Genomic DNA, 18,205 nt, shown 5'->3' with positions numbered 1-18,205 from the left:
GTCCGCAGCGAGGCGTGCACAGAAAGGCATAGCCCCGGCACGGAGCCATCAGGTTTCGGTGAGCAGACCCACGTCATTGCTGGAGTGGGGCTGCTCGTCGGTCGCGAGTGCGCCGGGCTGAACGCGCGTGTCGTCGCCCAGTAGTCCTTGCCAGAGGTTGTGCAGTGCCGCTCGCAGGAGCTCAGGATCCACACCGGCCATGAATTGCAGGACGACGCCATCCAGGGTTGCGAATGCGGATCGGGCGATCGCGCCGGAAGGATCGTCGATACCGTGTTCGCTGAGGCTCGCCTGGACGACCTCGTTGTATCGGGTGTAGAGGCGACTGACGTACGGCTTGTAACGCGGGTTCCTCCGGGATTCGAGAATCATCTCGTATTGGAATGCCTGCAGTTCGGGACGATCGGCGACGGAGTCGAGCAGGCCATCAGCGAATGCGCCGCTCGTCGCGAGGTCGAGCAGACCCGTCGTCTCGATCGATCGCTCGACGCTCCAGTCGAGTGCGGCTGCGAGGAGCGATTCTCGGTCTCCGAAGTGGTGGGCGATCAGCGAGTTGTTCACGCCCGCTCTCTCCGCGACCGCGCGAAAAGTCATGCCGCGGAGGCCCTTCTCCGCGACGATCCCTACCGTTGTCGCCACCAAGAGATCGCGACCGCTGCCATGAGGGACCTGTCGAACCATGCATCTACTAAACCGCAAAAACCCGCTCTTGCGCCCAGACTAAGCAAATGCTTAGTCTGGGCGCAGGTGCACCAGAAGCGCCGGGACCGTCAAGGAGGACGCCGATGTCTGAACAATTCATCACCGCTGGAAGTGTGGACGCTGCGAAGCGTGAGCCTTTCGAGGTCGGAGAGGTGCAGTGGGTGCGCCGCCCCGGAGAGGGCGAGCGCGACGAGCTCTCGGCCGGCTATTGGTTCATCACCCCGGAGCAGACCCCCGGTCCGATGGTCGTCGTGGCTCATGCGGACGAGACCATCTACATCATCGAGGGACGAGTGCGAATCGAGCCGGAGGGCTCCGCAGCATTCGAAGTCTCTGCTGGCGGATCCGCGTCGATGAACAAGGGCGTCTCCGCGACGTGGACAGTGCTCGAGCCGACCGTCGAGTTCTTCGTCTACTCATGAGTGACATCGACATGGAACAGCCGTACGACACCATCGTGGTGGGAGCGGGGTTCTCGGGCCTCACAGCTGCTCGCGAGCTGTCCCGTGCAGGGCAGTCGGTGCTGGTCCTCGAAGCGCGAGATCGGATCGGCGGCCGCACGTGGCTCGACCGCCGACTCGGCATGGATCTGGAACTCGGCGGAACGTGGGTGCATTGGACCCAGCCGCATGTCTGGGCCGAACTGAGCCGTTACGGCATCGGTCTTGCCCCCAGCCCGGTACCCGAGAACGCGTACTGGTGGGACGGCTCGAAGCTTGTCGCGGGCTCGGCAGACGAGCTGCTCGAGTTGCTCGACGAGCCGAATGAGATTCTCACCGCGCGGTCCAGAGACGTCTTCCCTCAGCCTTTCCGTCCCCTGAGCGCGTCGGTCGAGGCGTTCGACTCTCTCTCGCTCGCCGACGAGATCGCGGCTCTGCCGATCAGCGCGGAGAGGCGCGCACTGGTCGAGTCATTCTGGACTCTCAACTTCAACGGGCGGATCGCAGATGCCGCCTTCACGCAGGCGCTGCGATGGGTGTCGCTGACCAATGGTGATTGGAAGGTGAACTTCGAGGCGTGCGCGACCTACAAGATCGCGGGAGGTACGCGCGCTCTCGCCGAAGCGATTTCTCAAGACACGTCGGCGGACTTCGTCTTCGGGGTCGACGTCCGCCAGATAACGCAGGAGCAGTCGTCCGTGGCGGTGTCGACGGCCGACGGGTCTGAGTACTCCGCCCGTGATGTGATCGTCACGGTGCCGCTGCAGACGTTGCCGCGCATCCACTTCGAGCCGGCTCTTCCCGCACCGGTCCGCTTGGCGGCCGACCGCGGGCAGCTCGGTCTCGGCGTCAAGGTCTGGTTCACCGTCGAGGGTGAACATCGTCCGTTCGTGGCGCTCGGTGGAGCGGATTGGCCGCTGAACTTCTTCCAATCGGAGTATGTGCGCGACGGCCTCACTTACGTCATCGGGTTCGGCCCTGACGCATCAGCCCTCGACCCCAACGATCCGGAGGCGATTCAGCGGGTACTGAGCCGCCTCGTGCCGGACCTGCGCGTCATCGCCAGCGCCGGACACGACTGGGTCGGCGACGACTTCTCCCGAGAGACGTGGCCGATGCACCGAGTCGGCTATCTCTCCGACTCTCTGCCCGCGCTTCAGCAGCCGCTGGGGCGGGTCCGGCTCGCGGGGTCGGATATCGCCGACGGATGGGGCGGTTTCATCGATGGCGCCATCGAGAGCGGCTTGAAGGCAGCACGCGGGGTTCTCACGGCATCCCGCCTGGTGTCCGCCTGATTCAGCAACACCCAACTACGAGAGATCAATGGTGATCATCATGTCCACGAAAAACGAAGTGAGCCCCCCGCCCCTCGCGGAGCGAGGTGATCCCGACGACCGCACATCACTTCGCAAGGGTGCCGTCGGCGTGCTCGGCATCCTCTTCTTCGTCCTTTCAGCGCAGGCGCCTCTCACCGGCATCGCCGGCGCCCTGCCCCTGACGATCCTGCTCGGCAACGGGGCAGGCGCACCCGGCGCCTACCTGCTCATCGGCATCATCATCGTCATCTTCGCCGTGGGGTTCATCGCGATGTCGCGACGGATCGACGGCAAGGGCGCCTTCTATGCATACGTCTCCGCCGGACTCGGGCGGCGGACGGGCACAGGTTCAGCATGGCTCGCGATCGTCGCCTACGCGACTGTCCAGGCGGCGATGTACGGCCTCTACGGCGCGAGCTTCAGCGGTCTCCTCGCCACAGTCGGCGTCTTCGTGCCGTGGTGGGTCCCGGTGATCGTCACCATCGTCCTGGTACAGGTTCTGGGGTCGCTCAACATCGAGCTGGGTGCGCGGGTACTCGCCGTGCTCGTGGGATTGGAGGTGGCGATCCTCCTGGCCTTCGCGGTGGGCACGCTCATCATGGGCGGGGGCCCCGAGGGATCGATCGATGTGGCCTCGAGCTTCTCGCCGGCGGCGGTGATGTCCGGCGCGCCGGGCGTCGCTCTCATGTTCGCCGTCGCCTCGATGTTCGGCTTCGAATCCACGGCGATCTACTCTGGCGAAGCGAAGGATCCTCGTCGCACCGTCGCACGTGCGACCTACCTCTCCGTCGGCGTCATCGCACTGTTCTTCTCCTTCGTGTCGTGGATGTTCATCTCGTTCTACGGTGCGGACGCCGCGGTCGCCGCGGCGGAAGAAGCCGTCGTCTCCGGTGACTCGACCGTGTTCGTCTTCAATGCGCTGGTCGGTATTCTCGGCGCCTGGTCGGGGCCTGTGGCCGGGGTCCTCCTGGTCACCTCGCTCTTCGCCGGCATCCTGGCCTTCCACAACGGCATCAACCGGTACATTCACGCGCTGGCGACACAGCGTTCTCTGCCCTACGCCCTCGCTCGCACCAATCGCCAGAGCGCACCGCACGCGGCCGCGTGGGTGCAGTCGATTCTCGCGGTGCTGATCATCCTGCCGTTCGTCGTGTGGGGGCTCGATCCCGTGCTCACCCTGTTCTCGTGGTTCAGCGGACTCGCCGTCGCCGCGCTCGTGACGCTGTACATCCTGTGCTCCATCGCCGTGATCACCTATTCGGTGCGGCACCCGGGAGGCGGAACGTGGCAGACCAGGGTCGCACCCGCCGCCGCGGCCGTGCTGCTGATCGGCGTCCTCGCACTCGTCGTGACGAACTTCACCTCTCTCATCGGCGGTGACGTGACGACCGCCGTCGCACTTCTCGCGGTCGTACCGATCGCATTCATCATCGGGTTCGCCACCGAGCGACACCGCTCGACCACGGACATCTCAACCACATCCGACAAGGAGACATCATGACCACTGCGACCACACTTCTCGATGCCATCACTGTTCGGGAGTCCGACGGGCGGGCGATTCCGGATGCAGCGACCCGGGAGACGATCGGATACGCACCCGTGCACGGGCTCGAAGATCTCGACGCCGCCGTGGGTGCCGCCAGGGGTGCGCAACCGGCCTGGGCAGCCCTCGGCCACCAGGAACGCAGCCGAATCCTGCATCGCATCGCCGACGACATCGAGGCGCGCTCTGAGGAACTCGCGGTGATCCTGTCCCGGGAACAGGGCAAGCCGCTCGACGGTCCGAACGCCCGTTTCGAGATCGGCGCTGCAGCCGCCTGGACGAGAAACGCCGCCGATACCGTTCTCGAACCCGAGGTCGTGTTCGAGAACGGCACCTCTCGAGCGGAGGTGCACTACGACCCGCTCGGAGTGGTGGGCGCGATCGGACCGTGGAACTGGCCGATCATGATCTCGGTCTGGCAGATCGCACCGTCCCTCCGGATGGGCAACGCTGTAGTCGTGAAGCCCAGTGAGTACACGCCGCTTTCGGTGCTGGCGCTCGTCGAGGTGTTCAACGCCCACCTTCCCGAAGGTGTTCTGTCCGTGGTCGTCGGGGACCGCGAGGTCGGCGCGGCGATCGCGAAGCATCCAGGTCTCGACAAGATCATGTTCACCGGTTCAACGGCGACCGGCAGGAAGATCATCGAGTCCTCCGCCCAGAACCTCGCCCGACTCACACTGGAGCTCGGAGGCAACGATGCAGGCATCGTGCTGCCCGGCACCGATGTGTCGAAGATCGCTCAGGATCTCTTCTGGGGCATCTTCATCAACACCGGTCAGACATGCGCTGCACTCAAGCGGCTGTACGTGCACGACTCGCTCTACGAATCGGTCGTCGATGCGCTCTCCGATCTCGCCTCGACCACGCCGATGGGACCTGGACTCGAGGCGGGAAATGTCCTCGGACCCCTGCAGAACCAGAAGCAGTTCGAGATCGTGAGCCGCCTCGTCGATGAGGCGCGATCCGGAGGCGCCACTGTCGTCACCGGCGGCACGCCCGCCGAAGAACTCGGGCCGCTCTTCTACCGGCCGACCGTCGTCGCCGACATTGCGGACGACGCCTCGCTGGTCGTGGAGGAGCAGTTCGGCCCGGTGATTCCTGTGCTCCGCTTCTCCGATATCGATGATGCCGTCGCACGGGCGAACAGTTCCACGCAGGGCCTCGGTGCTTCCGTCTGGTCTGATGATGTCGACGCAGCCCTGGACGTGGCCGCCCGGCTGCAAGCGGGGACCGTATGGATCAATCAGCATGGCGCGCTCAACCCTCACGTTCCGTTCGGAGGTACCAAGCAGTCCGGGTACGGCCAGGAATTCGGCGTAGCGGGGCTCAAAGCTGTCGCCGCCCCGAAGGTGATCTCGCGATAAGGCACGACAACGATAGATAGGGCGCGATGCGGGGATCGGGCTGGTGCACGATGCGGTCGTCACCAGTTCGACCTCCGTCCCGTGTGCGGTGCGAGGAGTGGAGAGCGTCGAGCTCTGACCGGGAGGAACTTCGCGATCCGTTCCGCCGTGTCGGTCTATCGATCCCGGTCCGTTCCGAACAATTCGGAAAGTGCCCCGTCGGGGCCAGACGCCAACTCGGCGAAGCGATCGGCAATCAGAGTCGTGCCGAGGAGATCAGGGTGAAGCCCATCGGTGAGGGTCGGTTCTTCGTCAGGGCCGAGCAACTCCCGGCCGTCGATCGAAAAGATGAGATCGTCGGATCGGCTGGCGATCACGGATGCCAGCAGACCGCGAATATCAGTCAAGCTGAGGGCATCATCTCGTGCGTTCGGCACAGGGTGAAAGCTGCCCGATTCATCCATCTGGATCACCCCTCCGCGGTTCTCATAGGTAGGGCAGAAGAGCGGTGAGATCACGATCAGAGGCGTGTTCGGTTGCCGAAGCCGGAACTGATCGAGCAGGTTGTGCACTGCGGGAACGAAGGTCCTGGAAATGTGAGAGTCCCAGTTGGCCACGTTGATGCCGATCTCCAGAGAAACAACGTCCGCGTCGATCCCCGCCAGTTCTTCCACCACGCAGGGGTCGAGCAGGCTGTTTCCCGGCAGGCTGGCATTGGTCAAGGCGATATCCAAGCGGCGAGCGACCTGGACGGGCCAAGGGTGCAGAGGGTTCCTCAGATGTCCTCCTTGGCTGATCGAGCTTCCGTGGTGCAACCACCGAACGCGATCCGCCGCGGGACGGGCCGCGACGGGAGCGTCCGCCGCGAGTCCATGAATCACTATCGCTGCGTCGAGCGGAAGGCAGATGTCCACGATGGAGCTCGTGGCGCCCGAAGGTCGCTCGAGCAGCACCTGCCCTTCGGGGCCATCGACTCGACTGACCTGATCATGCTCATCGATGAAGAGCGTGCTCCCGACCTCTGGCTCGATCTCCCCGAGCGACCACACGACTCCGTCCGACACCGCGGCAAACGGCGCCCGCGGCGCGGCGGGTCCGTACGTGGTCCGCTGGGCGGAATAGTCGATGCGGATGCGGCGCGCATCAGTTGCGAGTTCGATCCGTGCGCCACCCGCCGCAGACGCAACGACCGTGAAGACCGGTGACATCACGCGGTCGGTTGCCCAGCTCGTGAAGTGGGACGGTGTTACTCCGCCTTCGCCCGTCTTCACGTGCGCGCTTCCTCGAAGGGCCCCAGCGATGGTCGTCAAAGGGAGATCGAACCAGCCATCGTGGTTCATCGTTTCCTCCTCATGTGATCCCTGATCCTCGTCGCACCGGGTCGTCCCTCGAGAAGATCAGGCAGGCTGAATGCCAACGGAGATGGCGTGTGTGCGCCCCTCGCCCTAGCGGACGCTGCGGATGGGGATGACAGCGATCGCACCCACGATGACGATGACCGTTGCGAAGATGAACAGGCCGCTGTATCCGCCGAAGCTGGTGATGATCGTCGCTGCCACGATTGCACTCAGAGCCTGCGGCAGACCGGTGGCGAGGTTGAGGATTCCGAGGTCTTTCGCAGCCGCCCCCTCGATATCAGGCAGGACCTGAGTCATCAGCGCGGTATCGGAGGCGAGGTACATGCCGAATCCGATTCCCGTGAGTATCACCATGATGACCTGCCCCGTCATGGTCGGCGCGATGTACTGGGACATGAACCCCGCAGCCATCGCGACGCACGCGGCGTAGAGGAAGGGCTTGCGGCGGTGCCAGCGGTCGCTCAGCCACCCGGTGACGTACGCCCCGATGAGTGTCGGTGGCAGAGCCACGAGACCCAAGACGGCGATCGCGGAGTTCGCTCCTTCCAGGTCCAAGGCCAGGTAGTCGATCAGGATGAAGAACTGGTAGCCGAAGACGACGTAGTAGCCAAGGATGAACAAGAATCGCGCGACGAACGCCCACGCGAAATCCGGGTTCTTGAGGGGGTTGATCCAGAAGCTGAGCAGAAAGGTCGTCCAGCGGAACTTCTTGACCGGCATGTCGAGGCTGCTCGAATCTCGAGCGACGAGGATGAAGGCGAACCCGACGACAAAAGCGCCGATGCCGAAGATCGTGTAGGCGAGATTCACGTTGGCCGCGAGGTTGCCGGCGATGAACACGCCCACCGCATAGCCGACGTTGAGACCGAAGCCGATGAAGGCGGACACCATGCCACGGCGTTCCGGAGGGTACCTATCGGCCGTGAGCGCGGCGAGGGGGGCGGAGATCGTCGCGAAGCCCAACTGGAAAAGCGTGACGAGTCCCACGAGGAAGGCGATCGTCTGCACGCTTCCCAGGCTGACCGTGGACATCGCCATGACGAGGAGTCCGATGAACATCCACGGCGCACGTCTGCCGAAGCGGGACCTGGTGCGATCGCTGAAGGCACCGATGATGGGCTGCGCAAGCAGAGTGATCAGGAGTGTGACCGACGAGACGATCGCCAGATTCGTGACCTTGTTCGCGTCATCGATCAGTGCGACCTGGTTGGGCAGGAGGACCACTGTCACGCCCAAGAGGGTCGCGATCAGTGCCGTGTTCACGATGCCGATCGATGGCATCAGGGCTTTTCCCGCGGGGGGTGAAGTCCTGACGCCCTCGGTGAGGGGGCGAGACAGGCGATCGCTGACGGCACCCGAGGCGGGGGTCTCGCCCGGAATTGATAAAGACATCTGTGTCCTTCGGGTCGGTGAAGCGTGGGGTGATGAGCTCGGCGCGGTACAGGTGGCGCGCGGTTCGATCCCATCGTTCTCTTTAGTCCAGCTCCCGAAGAGTATCCGATTGGATACACGCGTGCAATAGGGGGCGTGGTGAACCCATTCGCTCCGAAGGTTGCCTCAACTAGTCTCGGAAGATGAGTTCAGATACCTCCGAGGAGAGCACCAGATCCCAGTTGGTGCGCGCCGCAGTCGCCGTGATTTCTTCGAAGGGAATGCGTGGACTCACGTTGCGGGCCGCCGCGGCGCAGGCGGGGTTGACCCACGGCCTGATCGTGCGTCATTTCGGCACACGCGACCGCTTGATCGAAGAGGCGATGGAGTACGCGATCGATCGTTCGCTTGCCGGGTCGGTGCCGTCAGGTCTGGTCGGTACGCGGCCTCAGCTGGGTGACCACCTCGTCGAGGTCGGCCTGGATGACGGCGGGGCGGTTGCGTTTCAGCGCGAAGTGCTGAATGAGGCGCTGCGGAATCCGCGGCTTCGCGGGCTCGCAGTGAAGATGTACGAGCGGTACGAGTCTGCGGTCCGAGAGCAGCTCGAGGGTATGGGTGTGGTCGACCCCGATGTGGTGGTGCTCGTCGGCGCCGCAATGGATGGTCTGGTGCGGCGGCAGATGGACTTACGGGATCTCGCCTCGACAGAGCGCGCAATGCGCGCCCTGGACGGCATCGTGCGGGGGCTGGGCGTCGGAGCTCAACGCGTCGACTGATCGTCACCCCGCGCACGCCGGCGTTCGACGGGTGCACGGGGTGACGCCGTCCGATGGGTGCGTTAGTATCCAAATGGTTACAGGCCGACGTCGGGAGGAAAATCATGGATCAGTCCGCGAATCGCACCCATGTTGAAGTATCCACGCCGGTTGGGACGGTTCGCGGGACGAGCGACGGCATGACCGACCGCTTCCTGGGCATCCCCTACGCGGAGGCGCCGACAGGATCGCTGCGCCTGGCGGCACCGTCATCTGTCGTGCCATGGGGCGATGTCCTGGATGCCACGGAGCCCGGTGCCACGCCGCTGAGGGCTGAGGTGGCGGACTTGTTCACCTCGATCCCTGAGCCTGCGGTGCAGGGAAGCTCGATCTTGAACGCATCCGTTTTCACACCTAGCGTTCGAGACGGCGTCGAACTCCTCCCGGTCATGGTCTGGATCCATGGTGGCGGATACATCGGTGGGAGTCCGGCCAGCCCCTGGTACGACGGTGCTGAATTCGTTCGCCGCGGCATCGTGACGGTCAACCTGTCCTACCGATTGGGGGTTGACGGCTTCGGATCTCTGGACGGGGCGCCAACGAATCGTGGGATGCGTGACCTCGTTGCCGGATTGCGGTGGGTCCGGGATCGCATCGCCTCCTTCGGGGGTGACCCCGAGAGGGTGACCGTAGCCGGGCAGTCAGCGGGCGGCGGCGCCGTCTTGACGTTGATGGCCTGTCCCGAGGCATCGGGACTGTTCTCAGCGGGCATCGCCCTGTCGCCCGCCGTGGGGGATGTGCCGCTCGTCCGGTCGCGGGAGGCCACGAATACTGTCGCGACAGCGCTCGGGATCCCTCCCACGCGCCATGACTTCTCACAGATCGATGAGAGTGTCGTAGAGCGCGTTCGCATCGACGTCGAGGACATCGACTGGTCGGACTCCATGGCTCTTGCCCGGAGCTTCCTCGACCCCGGGATGGCCTTCGCGCCGGTGATCGATGGCGACCTGCTGCCGCACGGTGCTCTCTGGCCGGCAGGCATTGCGAATGGTGCCGAGAAGCCTCTCCTGCTGGGGGCCACTGACGGCGAGTTCTCCGACATCTTCAGTAAGAGCGACGACCTCGACGGGCGGAACCCCGCGCACATGCTCCGCGAACTCGGAATCAGCGACCACGCTGCCACCCGTATCCTTCGCGATCATGCGTCGGACAGCCCGGCGCGTGTGCTGGGCCGCGCCGTCACGGACCTCGTCTTCCGCGGGCCGGTCGCTCACATCGCTCGTGAGCGCGCACGTCGAGGTGCTCAGACCTGGCTCTACGACTTCGCGCGGCCCCCGATGGGGCATGACATCACTCCGCACTGCGCAGATGTGCCCGCTTTCTTCGCCGTCGGCGACACCCACCTCGGAAGCGCCGCGGACGGAACGGACTTCTTCGACGACGCCGTCACCTTCATCAAGACTCGCCGAGCTCCGTGGAGCCCGTTCACTCTCGCGGACTCCGTCACGAAGGTCTACGGCAGGCCATCGACGGTCGTCGTGGGTCACCCGTGGCCGCAGGGACCTGCGGCGACAAGGGGCGATGCTCTCGACGCGCACCTACGTTGCCTTCTTGAGCGTCTGACGCTGGAACGGAAGGTCGAGTTGCTGACCGGATCGACATTCTGGAGCACCGCCGCGATCGAGGAGGTCGGACTGCGCTCCATGGTGTTGTCCGACGGCCCATCGGGTGTCCGCGGTGAGTGGTGGGATGAGCGCGACCCATCGGTGAGTTTCCCGTCTGCCACGGCCCTGTCTGCGTCGTGGAACACCGACCTTGCTCGCCGGTATGGCGAACATGCGGCGAAGGAGGCGCGACGCAAGGGCGTGGACGTCGTGCTGGGGCCCACGATCAATCTCCACCGATCCCCTCTCGGCGGCCGGAGTTTCGAATCATTCAGCGAAGATCCTCTGCTGACCGGCGACCTGGCTGCCGCCTACGTCGATGGCGTTCAGTCGCGGGGGGTCGCTGCGACACCGAAGCATTTCGTCGCGAACGACTTCGAGACCGATCGATTGACAGCCTCTGTCACGGTGAGTGACAGAGCACTCCGAGAGCTGTATCTTCGAGCATTCGAGGGGCCTGTGCGCGACAGCAAGGCGTGGCTCGTCATGAGCGCGTACAACGCGATCAACGGAGTGACAGCGACCGAAAGTCCGCTTCTCCAGGAGATTCTGTCCGACGAATGGGGCTTCGACGGGGTTGTCGTGAGCGATTGGGGTGCAGTGCGATCGGTGGCGGCCGCGCGGGGCCGGCAAGACCTTGTCATGCCGGGGCCGGAGGGCCCCTGGGGTGCTGCTCTCATCGCCGCGGTAGGTGCAGGTGACATCCCTGTGCGTGATATCGACCAGAAGGTGTTGCGCATTCTCCTGCTGGCCGTGCGGGTCGGTGCGCTTGACTCGGTCTCTCCCATGGCTGCAGATCACGTTGCCGAGGATTCGATCTCATTCGTTCGTGAGGCTGCAGCGTCCGGGATGGTCCTCGTGCACAACGCGGTGCGAGACATGACGCCGACCCTTCCCCTGAGCCGTCGACACGGATCGCGCATCGCGGTCTGCGGGCAGGCCGCCCGCTATCCACGAATTCAGGGAGGTGGGAGCGCCACTGTTCTGCCCGAAGAAGTGATATCGCCGTTGGAGGGCATATCTCGCGCCGCTCACGGGGCATCCGTCACGTATGCACCAGGGGTCGCCATTGCGGATGACCTGCTCGACTTTCCCTTGGAGCGCATCAACGTCCCCGGAACGACCCAGAACGGCGTACTCGTGCAGCTCATGGCGGACGGTCGCGAGATACATCGCGAAATACGCGGCGCGAACATGCTCGTGGACCTAGATCCCGAGGCGCCTCTGAGCGACGCGGACATGGTCGTCGTGACGACCGAATTCACGCCTGGCGACACGGGGTGGATGCCGATCGGCTTCGCAGCAGCGGGCCGGACCGTGCTCTCGGTGAACGGGCGCACCGTGTTGGACGCGACCCTCGAGGTCGACGGGATCGAGTTGGGTGCTTCGTTCCTCAGTCCGCCCATCGCATCCTGGCTGAATGAGATCCCCGGAAAAGTCCTGCTCCGGTACGAGCATCACCTGAGCACACGCCCGAGTGACCTCTTCTTCAGTTTTGCCTACGGTCTGGACGCGAGCAGCGACGGCGGTCGGCTGATCGTGGATGCTGTCGCCGCAGCCCGTGATGCCGATGTCGCGGTGGTCGTGGTGGGAACCAACAGCCGGGTCGAAGCCGAGGGCTCGGACCGGACCGACTTGTCGCTTCCGGGGCGTCAGGATGAACTCGTCCGCTCCGTCGCCGCGACCGGTACGCCCACTGTCGTCGTCGTGAACTCGGGAGCTCCTGTTCTTCTGCCCTGGCGCAGCGAGGTCGACGCGATCGTGCTCTCGTGGTTCGGCGGGCAGGAGTATGGTCATGCTCTCGCCGACGTGCTCTTCGGCGACCGTGAACCGACCGGGCGCCTGCCCATGACGTGGCCCGACGGCATGGACGACGTTCCTGTCCTGGACGTGACACCCCGCGACGGCGTGCTTCGCTACGACGAAGGCGTATACATCGGGTATCGCGCGTGGCTGCGAAACGCGGTGCGGCCCGCCTACCCCTTTGGATTCGGTTTGGGGTACACCACCTTCGAGATGAGTGCGGAACTCTGTGAGGGGGACGACGCGGGGACGATTCTCCTCGATGTGTTCGTGCAGAACACCGGCGACCGCGACGGACGGCACGTCATTCAGGTCTACGTTACGGGCGGACCGGAAGAGCTCGATCTTCCCGCCCGGAGGCTCGTCGCGTTCCAGGGGGTGGTGCTGGCTGCGGGGGAGAGGCGACACGTTCCCGTGGAGGTGGATCGGCGCTCGTTCGCATACTGGGATTCGGAGAAGAACGGTTGGGTCGATCCGGATGGTCCGCTTCGCCTCATCGTTGCCCGCTCGGCCGAGGATGAAGGCGTGGAGATCGCACTGCCCGATTGAACCCGTCCGGTGAGCTGGTGACGTCCATCAGTTCTCGCGCGCGAGGCGATACTCGCCGGGCTCGAGTATCCGCCGCTCGCCCACGCCGTGCACCTCGAGCGTGACCGGTGAGTCGATGAAGATCTCGGGGGGCGTGACCTTCACCGTCAAGGTGCCGCGCCCGGTCACGATCTGAGCCTCTGCTGTGTGTATGAGCCCGAGGCGAGGGCGCAAGCGCCACCGCTCGGCGGAATAGCCGATGGGGCGTGCACCGATGATGTGCGCGAAAAGGTCGCGCGTGGGGGAGCAACTCCAGCCGTGACTGTGGGTTCCCCATCCCCAGCCTTCCCCGAAGGTGTCGTACCCGTCTGTCAGGAAGATGCTCCACCCTCGGATCGCGGACACCAGCTGCGGGGATGCTCCCGCGTAGCCGAGCGCGTCGTGAACGACACTCGCCCCGAAAGGCTCGGCACGGATGATCTGCTGGTCGACATTCCAGTCGGGGTCGGGGTGTCGGCTCAGCCACGATTCCAGTGCCGCACCGTCGAAGCCATGGTCGGGATCGCCGAGCCATGTTCTGGTCAGGAGTGCCCGTTCGTCGGAGATCGCTTCGCAGACAGGCATCCAGCGTGATCTCGGTGCGAAGCCGGAGACGATGGCCGCCGCGGAGGCGAGTTGCGAAGCGGCTCGGGAGCGTCGATCACCGTCGTCGACCCGATCGAGGTAGATGCCGCGACGTGCATCCCAGAAGTCCTCGAAGCCTACGCTGGCAGCGTCGTAGAGCCCTCGTGCCCACCGTGCCGACGCGGCGTTGCCTACCGCTTCGCAGAGCGTCGCGTATTCTCGCAGCGCACGTCCCCACAGGCCCGTCAGGATGCTGCTTCTTCCGTCCGTGTACACGCTCGACCAGTCCACCAGATTCCAACCGGGAACATCTTGCAGCGTCCCTCGTCGATCCCGATAGGGCAGGAACCATCGGAGTACACGCTCGATGACGGGCAACGCTTCCCGCACGACATCGTCGATACCTTCGTGTTGTGCGTAGAGGTGCACGCCGTGGATCCAGTGCAGCGACCACGCGGGGATCGTGGCTGAGCCGGCGTCCTCGACATCACCCGCCACGCTCATCGGCAGGAGGCCATCTGGTCGCGGCGATGCAGCGAGCTGCACGTAGCGCTTCGCCATCGTTCGATCGGCGTTCGTGTAGAGATCGACTTCCAAGTGGACGACGCCGTCTCCCACCCATGCGCGCTGTTCGCGGGTGGGGCAGTCGATGTAGGCGTCTGTGGTCGAGATCGCGACGGTACGAACACCCGCGTCCCAGATGGCGTTGAGTTCATCGTCATTGCTGAAGAACGCGGCGCCGCCGGGACGGTTCGGCCGCTCCTCTCTGACCGTGAGCGTGGGTATTCCTGCGTCGGATGACCCGCGTCCGTGAACGAGCACCGTCGCAACTCGGAAGCCATGGGGTTCTGAGGTCGCGAATCGGTCGTCGGCTCCCGAGGTCAGGTATCGAACGCCGTGTGAAACCGCCGCTGGTGTGAGGCGAACATCCTCACGAAGATCGATGTCGACGGCCACGCCCGCCGGTGATTGCAGGATGAGTTCCACGACGCCGAAGACGATTCGCCCGAAGTCGTAGACGATCAACGTGCTGTCGGACGGTTCAGTCTCCTGGGCGGCCCGAGCGGAACGAACCCGCTCACTGGGGTGATCGCCATCGCTCTGCGCCTCTCGACCGAGACGTGCGCGGTAGTGATTCACGCTGATCGCGACCGCTTCCGAAGACGGGGCGTACGTCCGTTCCACGGACGGCAGGGCCCCGTATGGCTCCGCGGGTGGGCGCGCTCGACCACCACCCGACAGGTGGCCCACGGGAAGCAGCGCGGCTCTGCTCCAGGAGACGTCGCGCGGAAGGTTCATCCAGTCGGCGTCCAGAAGACGCCCGTCGTGGATCTCGGCGGGAATCCCCTCGACGTCGGTGCGAGGAAGGCGGGTTGTCGCATGGCTTCGTGCCACAAGCCAGGTCTGGTCGGTGACGACGACCGGCTCACCGTCCGGCCCGGAGAGTTCCGCGATCATCGCGGCCGATGTGCCAAGCCCTCCCGAACTGCGGGCCGGCATCCACACCGCATTGGGCGTTCCGTAGTACGTCACGCGCACCGCGATCGTGTTCTCCCCCGCGCGGAGGAGAGTCGAGACATCCATCTCGTCGGCCGCGAGTCGCTGAGGCTGAGACCGCAATGGTCCTCTCAGTATTTCGACCCCGTTGATCCACACGACATGCCGACTGTCGGAAGCGATCCTCAACCGGTGGGCTTTCACCGGGCCCGCCAGCACGAAGCTCTTCCGCAGAAGCAAGGTCTCGGCGGGTGCTTGCCTATTCGACCCGTCCATCCCGGGTATCGACCCGGTCGGAAGATCGACGCCCGGTGCTGTGACCCATTCCGCATTCCACGGGCGGATGGCCTCTCGTGAAGCCTTGGCGTCAGCCGTTCCTCCCGCGATGCGATCGTTCGCGAGGGCAGATGATTGGTCCATAGTCGCCGCCTCCAGCTGGAAGAGGATCTTCCCGCGCCCCGTGGTTCTGTATCCGATTGGATATCATCCTATGCCACGTGGAGAACATGCAGCAGCAGCCGAGGGGATGCCGGGGCGAGTGCTCCCGGCATCCCCTCTCTCTGTGACCAGCAGCGGATCAGCCTGCTGCCGGGGCGATCTCGTTCGCTTGCTGAATGCGGCTCTGTCAGGACGCCTTCAGAAGGGACTCGAACGGTGGTTTACGACTCGTCGCGGAAGTCGGAGATCGTGCGCTCCACGAGGCGTGGTTCGTCGAAGACGACGTCGCAGCCGTCGCTCTGGGGCGACTGAGCCTCGAATCCGATCTCCAGCGGCTGGTGTCCATCGGGCAGCGAGAATGCGCGGATGAGCTCCCATCGTTCGCCGTCCACGGATGCGTGGAATGCGAAGACCGTCCCCTTGCGGGATATACGCAGGTGCACGTGATCACTGTCGACGGTGAAGGCGTTGGCATCGTCGGACACGCGATTGTTGACGACGCTGACGATCATGCCCTGCCCGCGCGGCGAGAACTCGAAGCAGAGCTTCGCCCACGTCTCACGGTCGTGGCGAAGGAAGAGCACGCCGGCATCGAACGTGCCCGCGAAGCGGACGCGGACCCGAGCGCTGAGCTGGAAGTCCCCGGCGGGAGCATCCGTGAGAAGCGTTGCGGCGTTGTGCAGCGTCGATGACGTGACCTGGCCGCCGTCGTCGCCGCCCGGATCGGTGAAGATGTCGGTGCCAGGGATGCTGGACACACTGATGCTGCCTGACGCAGGATCCACCGACCAGCGGTCTTCTGGGAACGGACGAAACGGGGTCTCGATGCGGGGAACGTAAACCGTCATGCGATCAGGCTAGCGCGACGATGACGCAGTGACCGAGCTCGTGGTCGTCGAAAACCTCGGCGTATCGACGCGCCATCCATGGGACGATCGGTTGCATGAGAACTCCGGCCCACGTCCTCGCGCTCATGATCGACAGGCGGTGACCGGTGGGATCCGACCGCCGAGCACCCGGCCCGGGCAGGAGTGAAGCCGGCAGCCACCGCTCCGAGGCGCTGAAGGAGCGCATCTACGTCACCTTCACCGCTCTCGTCGTCACCGTCGCATCCGCCCGCGATGTCGAACATCAGACGGTCGGGGGTGCGGCCAGCACGCTTGCCCTCACCGTGCTGGGAACGCTGCTCGCAGTGTTCGTCGCCGACCTCACCGCTTCGATGGTGACGCGGGCGGCGCTTCCGACCGGCGTCGAGATCAGACGCATGCTCTTCGTCAGCTTCGGCTCACTCGGGGTGATCGTCGCCCCCATGATCATCCTGGGATTCAGTGCCTTCGGTCAACTGTCCTTGAGCAGTGCCCTGCGGCTCACCGCGATCGTGCTCGTCGCGACACTCGTCGTGATCACACTCATCGCCATCTTCCGGGTCCGCGCCGCACTGTGGGTGAAGCTGATCGTCCTCGCGTCTGTCGCCCTGCTCGGCGTAGCAGTGCTCGCCGTCGAACTGTCCATCCACTGACCACGGCAGCAGCAGCCGAGGGGATGCCGGGGGCGAAAGCTCCCGGCATCCCCTCTTCCTGCGACCCGCGGTGGATCAGCCCGCTGCCGGGGCGATCTCGTTCGGTGTCACGTCGAGCTCGGTGCTGGCGAGCACCTCGCCCGTGGTCAGGTCGACCGCGTGCACGCTGTTCGCCGCGGGCTCGGTGACGTACGCGATGTCTCCGGCGACGACGATGGCCGGGTGGGCGTCCTGCCACTCGGCGGGACCCTCCCATGCGTCGACGACGGGGAAGCTGTCGGTGATCTCGCCCGACGCCGGGTCGAGCACGTGGATCGACCCGTCGGTGCTGAGGATGTAGGCGAGATCGTCCGGTCCGCGGACGATGTCACGGAAGGTGTACTCGACGCCCTCGGGCAGGTCGACGACCTCGAGCGTCTTGGCCTCGGTGTCGATCAGGGTCACCGCGCTGAGCAGGTAGCCCTCGGCGTCGATGTCGTTCTTGTAGTCGCCGACGACGAGCGGGCTGGTCTCGCTGACGTAGGCATTGCCCATGCGTCCGTACGGCTGGTCGGGGGCGTTCACCTTGGTGATCTCGCCGTCGTGGTAGATCAGCGCGCCGTTCTCGCAGCCGAAGACGACGGCCTCGTCCTTCGCGGTGCCCTCGCCGTGCACTCCCGGGCACTGGTCGGACGACGCGATCTCGGTGCCGTCGGCATCCTTCGCCACGATGCCGTTGCGACCGTCGGCGTTGCCGACGGTGGTCAGGAAGGTGCCGTCTTCGAGAACGACCGAGACACCGTGGTGCGCCTCGACGCCCTCGACGGTCTCGACCTCGGGCAGTCCGTCGGTGCTCGACAGGTCGGCGGTGTCGACGATCGTCGTGTCGCTCGTGCCGTCGGCATAGAGCACGGTCTTGCCGGCGTGCCGCACCACGTGGCCGGGGGTATCGGCCTCGAAGATCGTGTCGGTCAGTGCGGGGTCATCGGTGGATCCGGCCGCGGTGTCGAGCACCTGGAAGCCCTCGCTCATCGTGATCATGACGTGCCGGTCGTCGCCGGCGGCGTTGAGACGCGTGAACGGCTCGGAGTCGAAGTCGGCGAGCGTGTCGAGGGTCTCGCCGTCGAGCACGAGGATGCCGCCCTCGTAGGCGACGGCGACGCGGGGGCCCGGCTGCGCGTCGGATCCGCCGCCGCCGGGGGTGGATGCCGGCGTGGTCGAGCCGCCGGCGGCGCACGACGCCAGCGTGACGACGGCGCCGAGCGCCGCGGCGCCGATCATCGCGCGACGAAGGGGGGAGGTTCGCATGTGCATTCCTCTTTCTC

General features: G+C 65.1%; 13 protein-coding genes. 7 read left to right on the top strand and 6 right to left on the bottom strand.

The genetic code is table 11. From position 1 onward, the window contains the following. Positions 1-48: 48 nt before the first annotated feature. Positions 49-681 (bottom strand): TetR/AcrR family transcriptional regulator, encoded by a 633-nt coding sequence (locus DXT68_RS14305; RefSeq protein ID WP_082068932.1) that lies wholly within the window; start codon positions 679-681, stop codon positions 49-51. Positions 682-785: 104 nt separating this feature from the next. Here DXT68_RS14305 and DXT68_RS14300 point away from each other — a divergent pair, with 104 nt between their 5' ends. The 4 genes from DXT68_RS14300 to DXT68_RS14285 are packed head-to-tail and all read left to right on the top strand — an operon-like array spanning position 786 to position 5,365. Then, complete coding sequence (locus DXT68_RS14300) at positions 786-1,124, top strand: cupin domain-containing protein (RefSeq protein ID WP_045254177.1); 339 nt, start codon at positions 786-788, stop codon at positions 1,122-1,124. After that, entirely contained in the window at positions 1,121-2,437 is a 1,317-nt protein-coding gene (locus DXT68_RS14295) for a flavin monoamine oxidase family protein (RefSeq protein ID WP_082068931.1), read from the top strand. The genes DXT68_RS14300 and DXT68_RS14295 overlap by 4 nt, the downstream gene beginning before the upstream one ends. A 40-nt stretch (positions 2,438-2,477) precedes the next feature. Beyond that, positions 2,478-3,959: an APC family permease gene (locus DXT68_RS14290; RefSeq protein ID WP_045254215.1), complete on the top strand. Its 1,482-nt coding sequence runs from the start codon at positions 2,478-2,480 to the stop codon at positions 3,957-3,959. After that, entirely contained in the window at positions 3,956-5,365 is a 1,410-nt protein-coding gene (locus DXT68_RS14285; protein ID WP_045254176.1) for an aldehyde dehydrogenase family protein, read from the top strand. Before DXT68_RS14290 ends, DXT68_RS14285 begins: the two co-directional genes overlap by 4 nt. A 155-nt stretch (positions 5,366-5,520) precedes the next feature. On the opposite strand, the gene DXT68_RS14280 is transcribed toward DXT68_RS14285, so the two are convergent. After that, a complete protein-coding gene (locus tag DXT68_RS14280; RefSeq protein ID WP_052677723.1) occupies positions 5,521-6,684 on the bottom strand; it encodes a GDSL-type esterase/lipase family protein in 1,164 nt (387 codons plus the stop codon). Positions 6,685-6,789: 105 nt separating this feature from the next. Next, on the bottom strand, positions 6,790-7,983 hold the full coding sequence (locus DXT68_RS14275; protein ID WP_052677722.1) for an MFS transporter: 1,194 nt from the start codon (positions 7,981-7,983) through the stop codon (positions 6,790-6,792). 293 nt (positions 7,984-8,276) lie between these two features. Between DXT68_RS14275 and DXT68_RS14265 the strand changes: the two genes are divergently transcribed. After that, on the top strand, positions 8,277-8,849 hold the full coding sequence (locus DXT68_RS14265; protein ID WP_045254175.1) for a TetR/AcrR family transcriptional regulator: 573 nt from the start codon (positions 8,277-8,279) through the stop codon (positions 8,847-8,849). 104 nt (positions 8,850-8,953) lie between these two features. Beyond that, a complete protein-coding gene (locus DXT68_RS14260; protein ID WP_162829129.1) occupies positions 8,954-12,844 on the top strand; it encodes a carboxylesterase family protein in 3,891 nt (1,296 codons plus the stop codon). Positions 12,845-12,871: 27 nt separating this feature from the next. Here the strand turns inward: DXT68_RS14260 and DXT68_RS14255 are convergent, their stop codons facing one another. Next, on the bottom strand, positions 12,872-15,364 hold the full coding sequence (locus DXT68_RS14255; protein WP_082068929.1) for an alpha-L-rhamnosidase-related protein: 2,493 nt from the start codon (positions 15,362-15,364) through the stop codon (positions 12,872-12,874). Between the two features lie 239 nt (positions 15,365-15,603). After that, the gene (locus tag DXT68_RS14250) at positions 15,604-16,230 is read right to left on the bottom strand and encodes a DUF1349 domain-containing protein (protein WP_045254174.1); all 627 of its coding nucleotides are present in this window, start codon (positions 16,228-16,230) and stop codon (positions 15,604-15,606) included. 146 nt (positions 16,231-16,376) lie between these two features. Here DXT68_RS14250 and DXT68_RS14245 point away from each other — a divergent pair, with 146 nt between their 5' ends. Further along, positions 16,377-16,901, top strand: coding sequence for a hypothetical protein (locus DXT68_RS14245; protein WP_045254173.1), 525 nt, complete (start codon positions 16,377-16,379; stop codon positions 16,899-16,901). Positions 16,902-16,976: 75 nt separating this feature from the next. Here DXT68_RS14245 and aztD read toward each other — a convergent pair whose 3' ends face one another. Further along, positions 16,977-18,188 carry a zinc metallochaperone AztD gene (gene aztD, locus DXT68_RS14240; protein ID WP_045254172.1) on the bottom strand — a complete coding sequence of 404 codons (1,212 nt, stop codon included), beginning with the start codon at positions 18,186-18,188 and terminating at the stop codon, positions 16,977-16,979. Positions 18,189-18,205 lie beyond the last annotated feature (17 nt).

This window comes from Microbacterium foliorum (genome assembly GCF_003367705.1).
Lineage (GTDB): Bacteria > Actinomycetota > Actinomycetes > Actinomycetales > Microbacteriaceae > Microbacterium > Microbacterium foliorum.
Note: the sequence above shows the minus strand (reverse complement) of the source record. Positions and strands in the feature narration are given on the sequence as shown.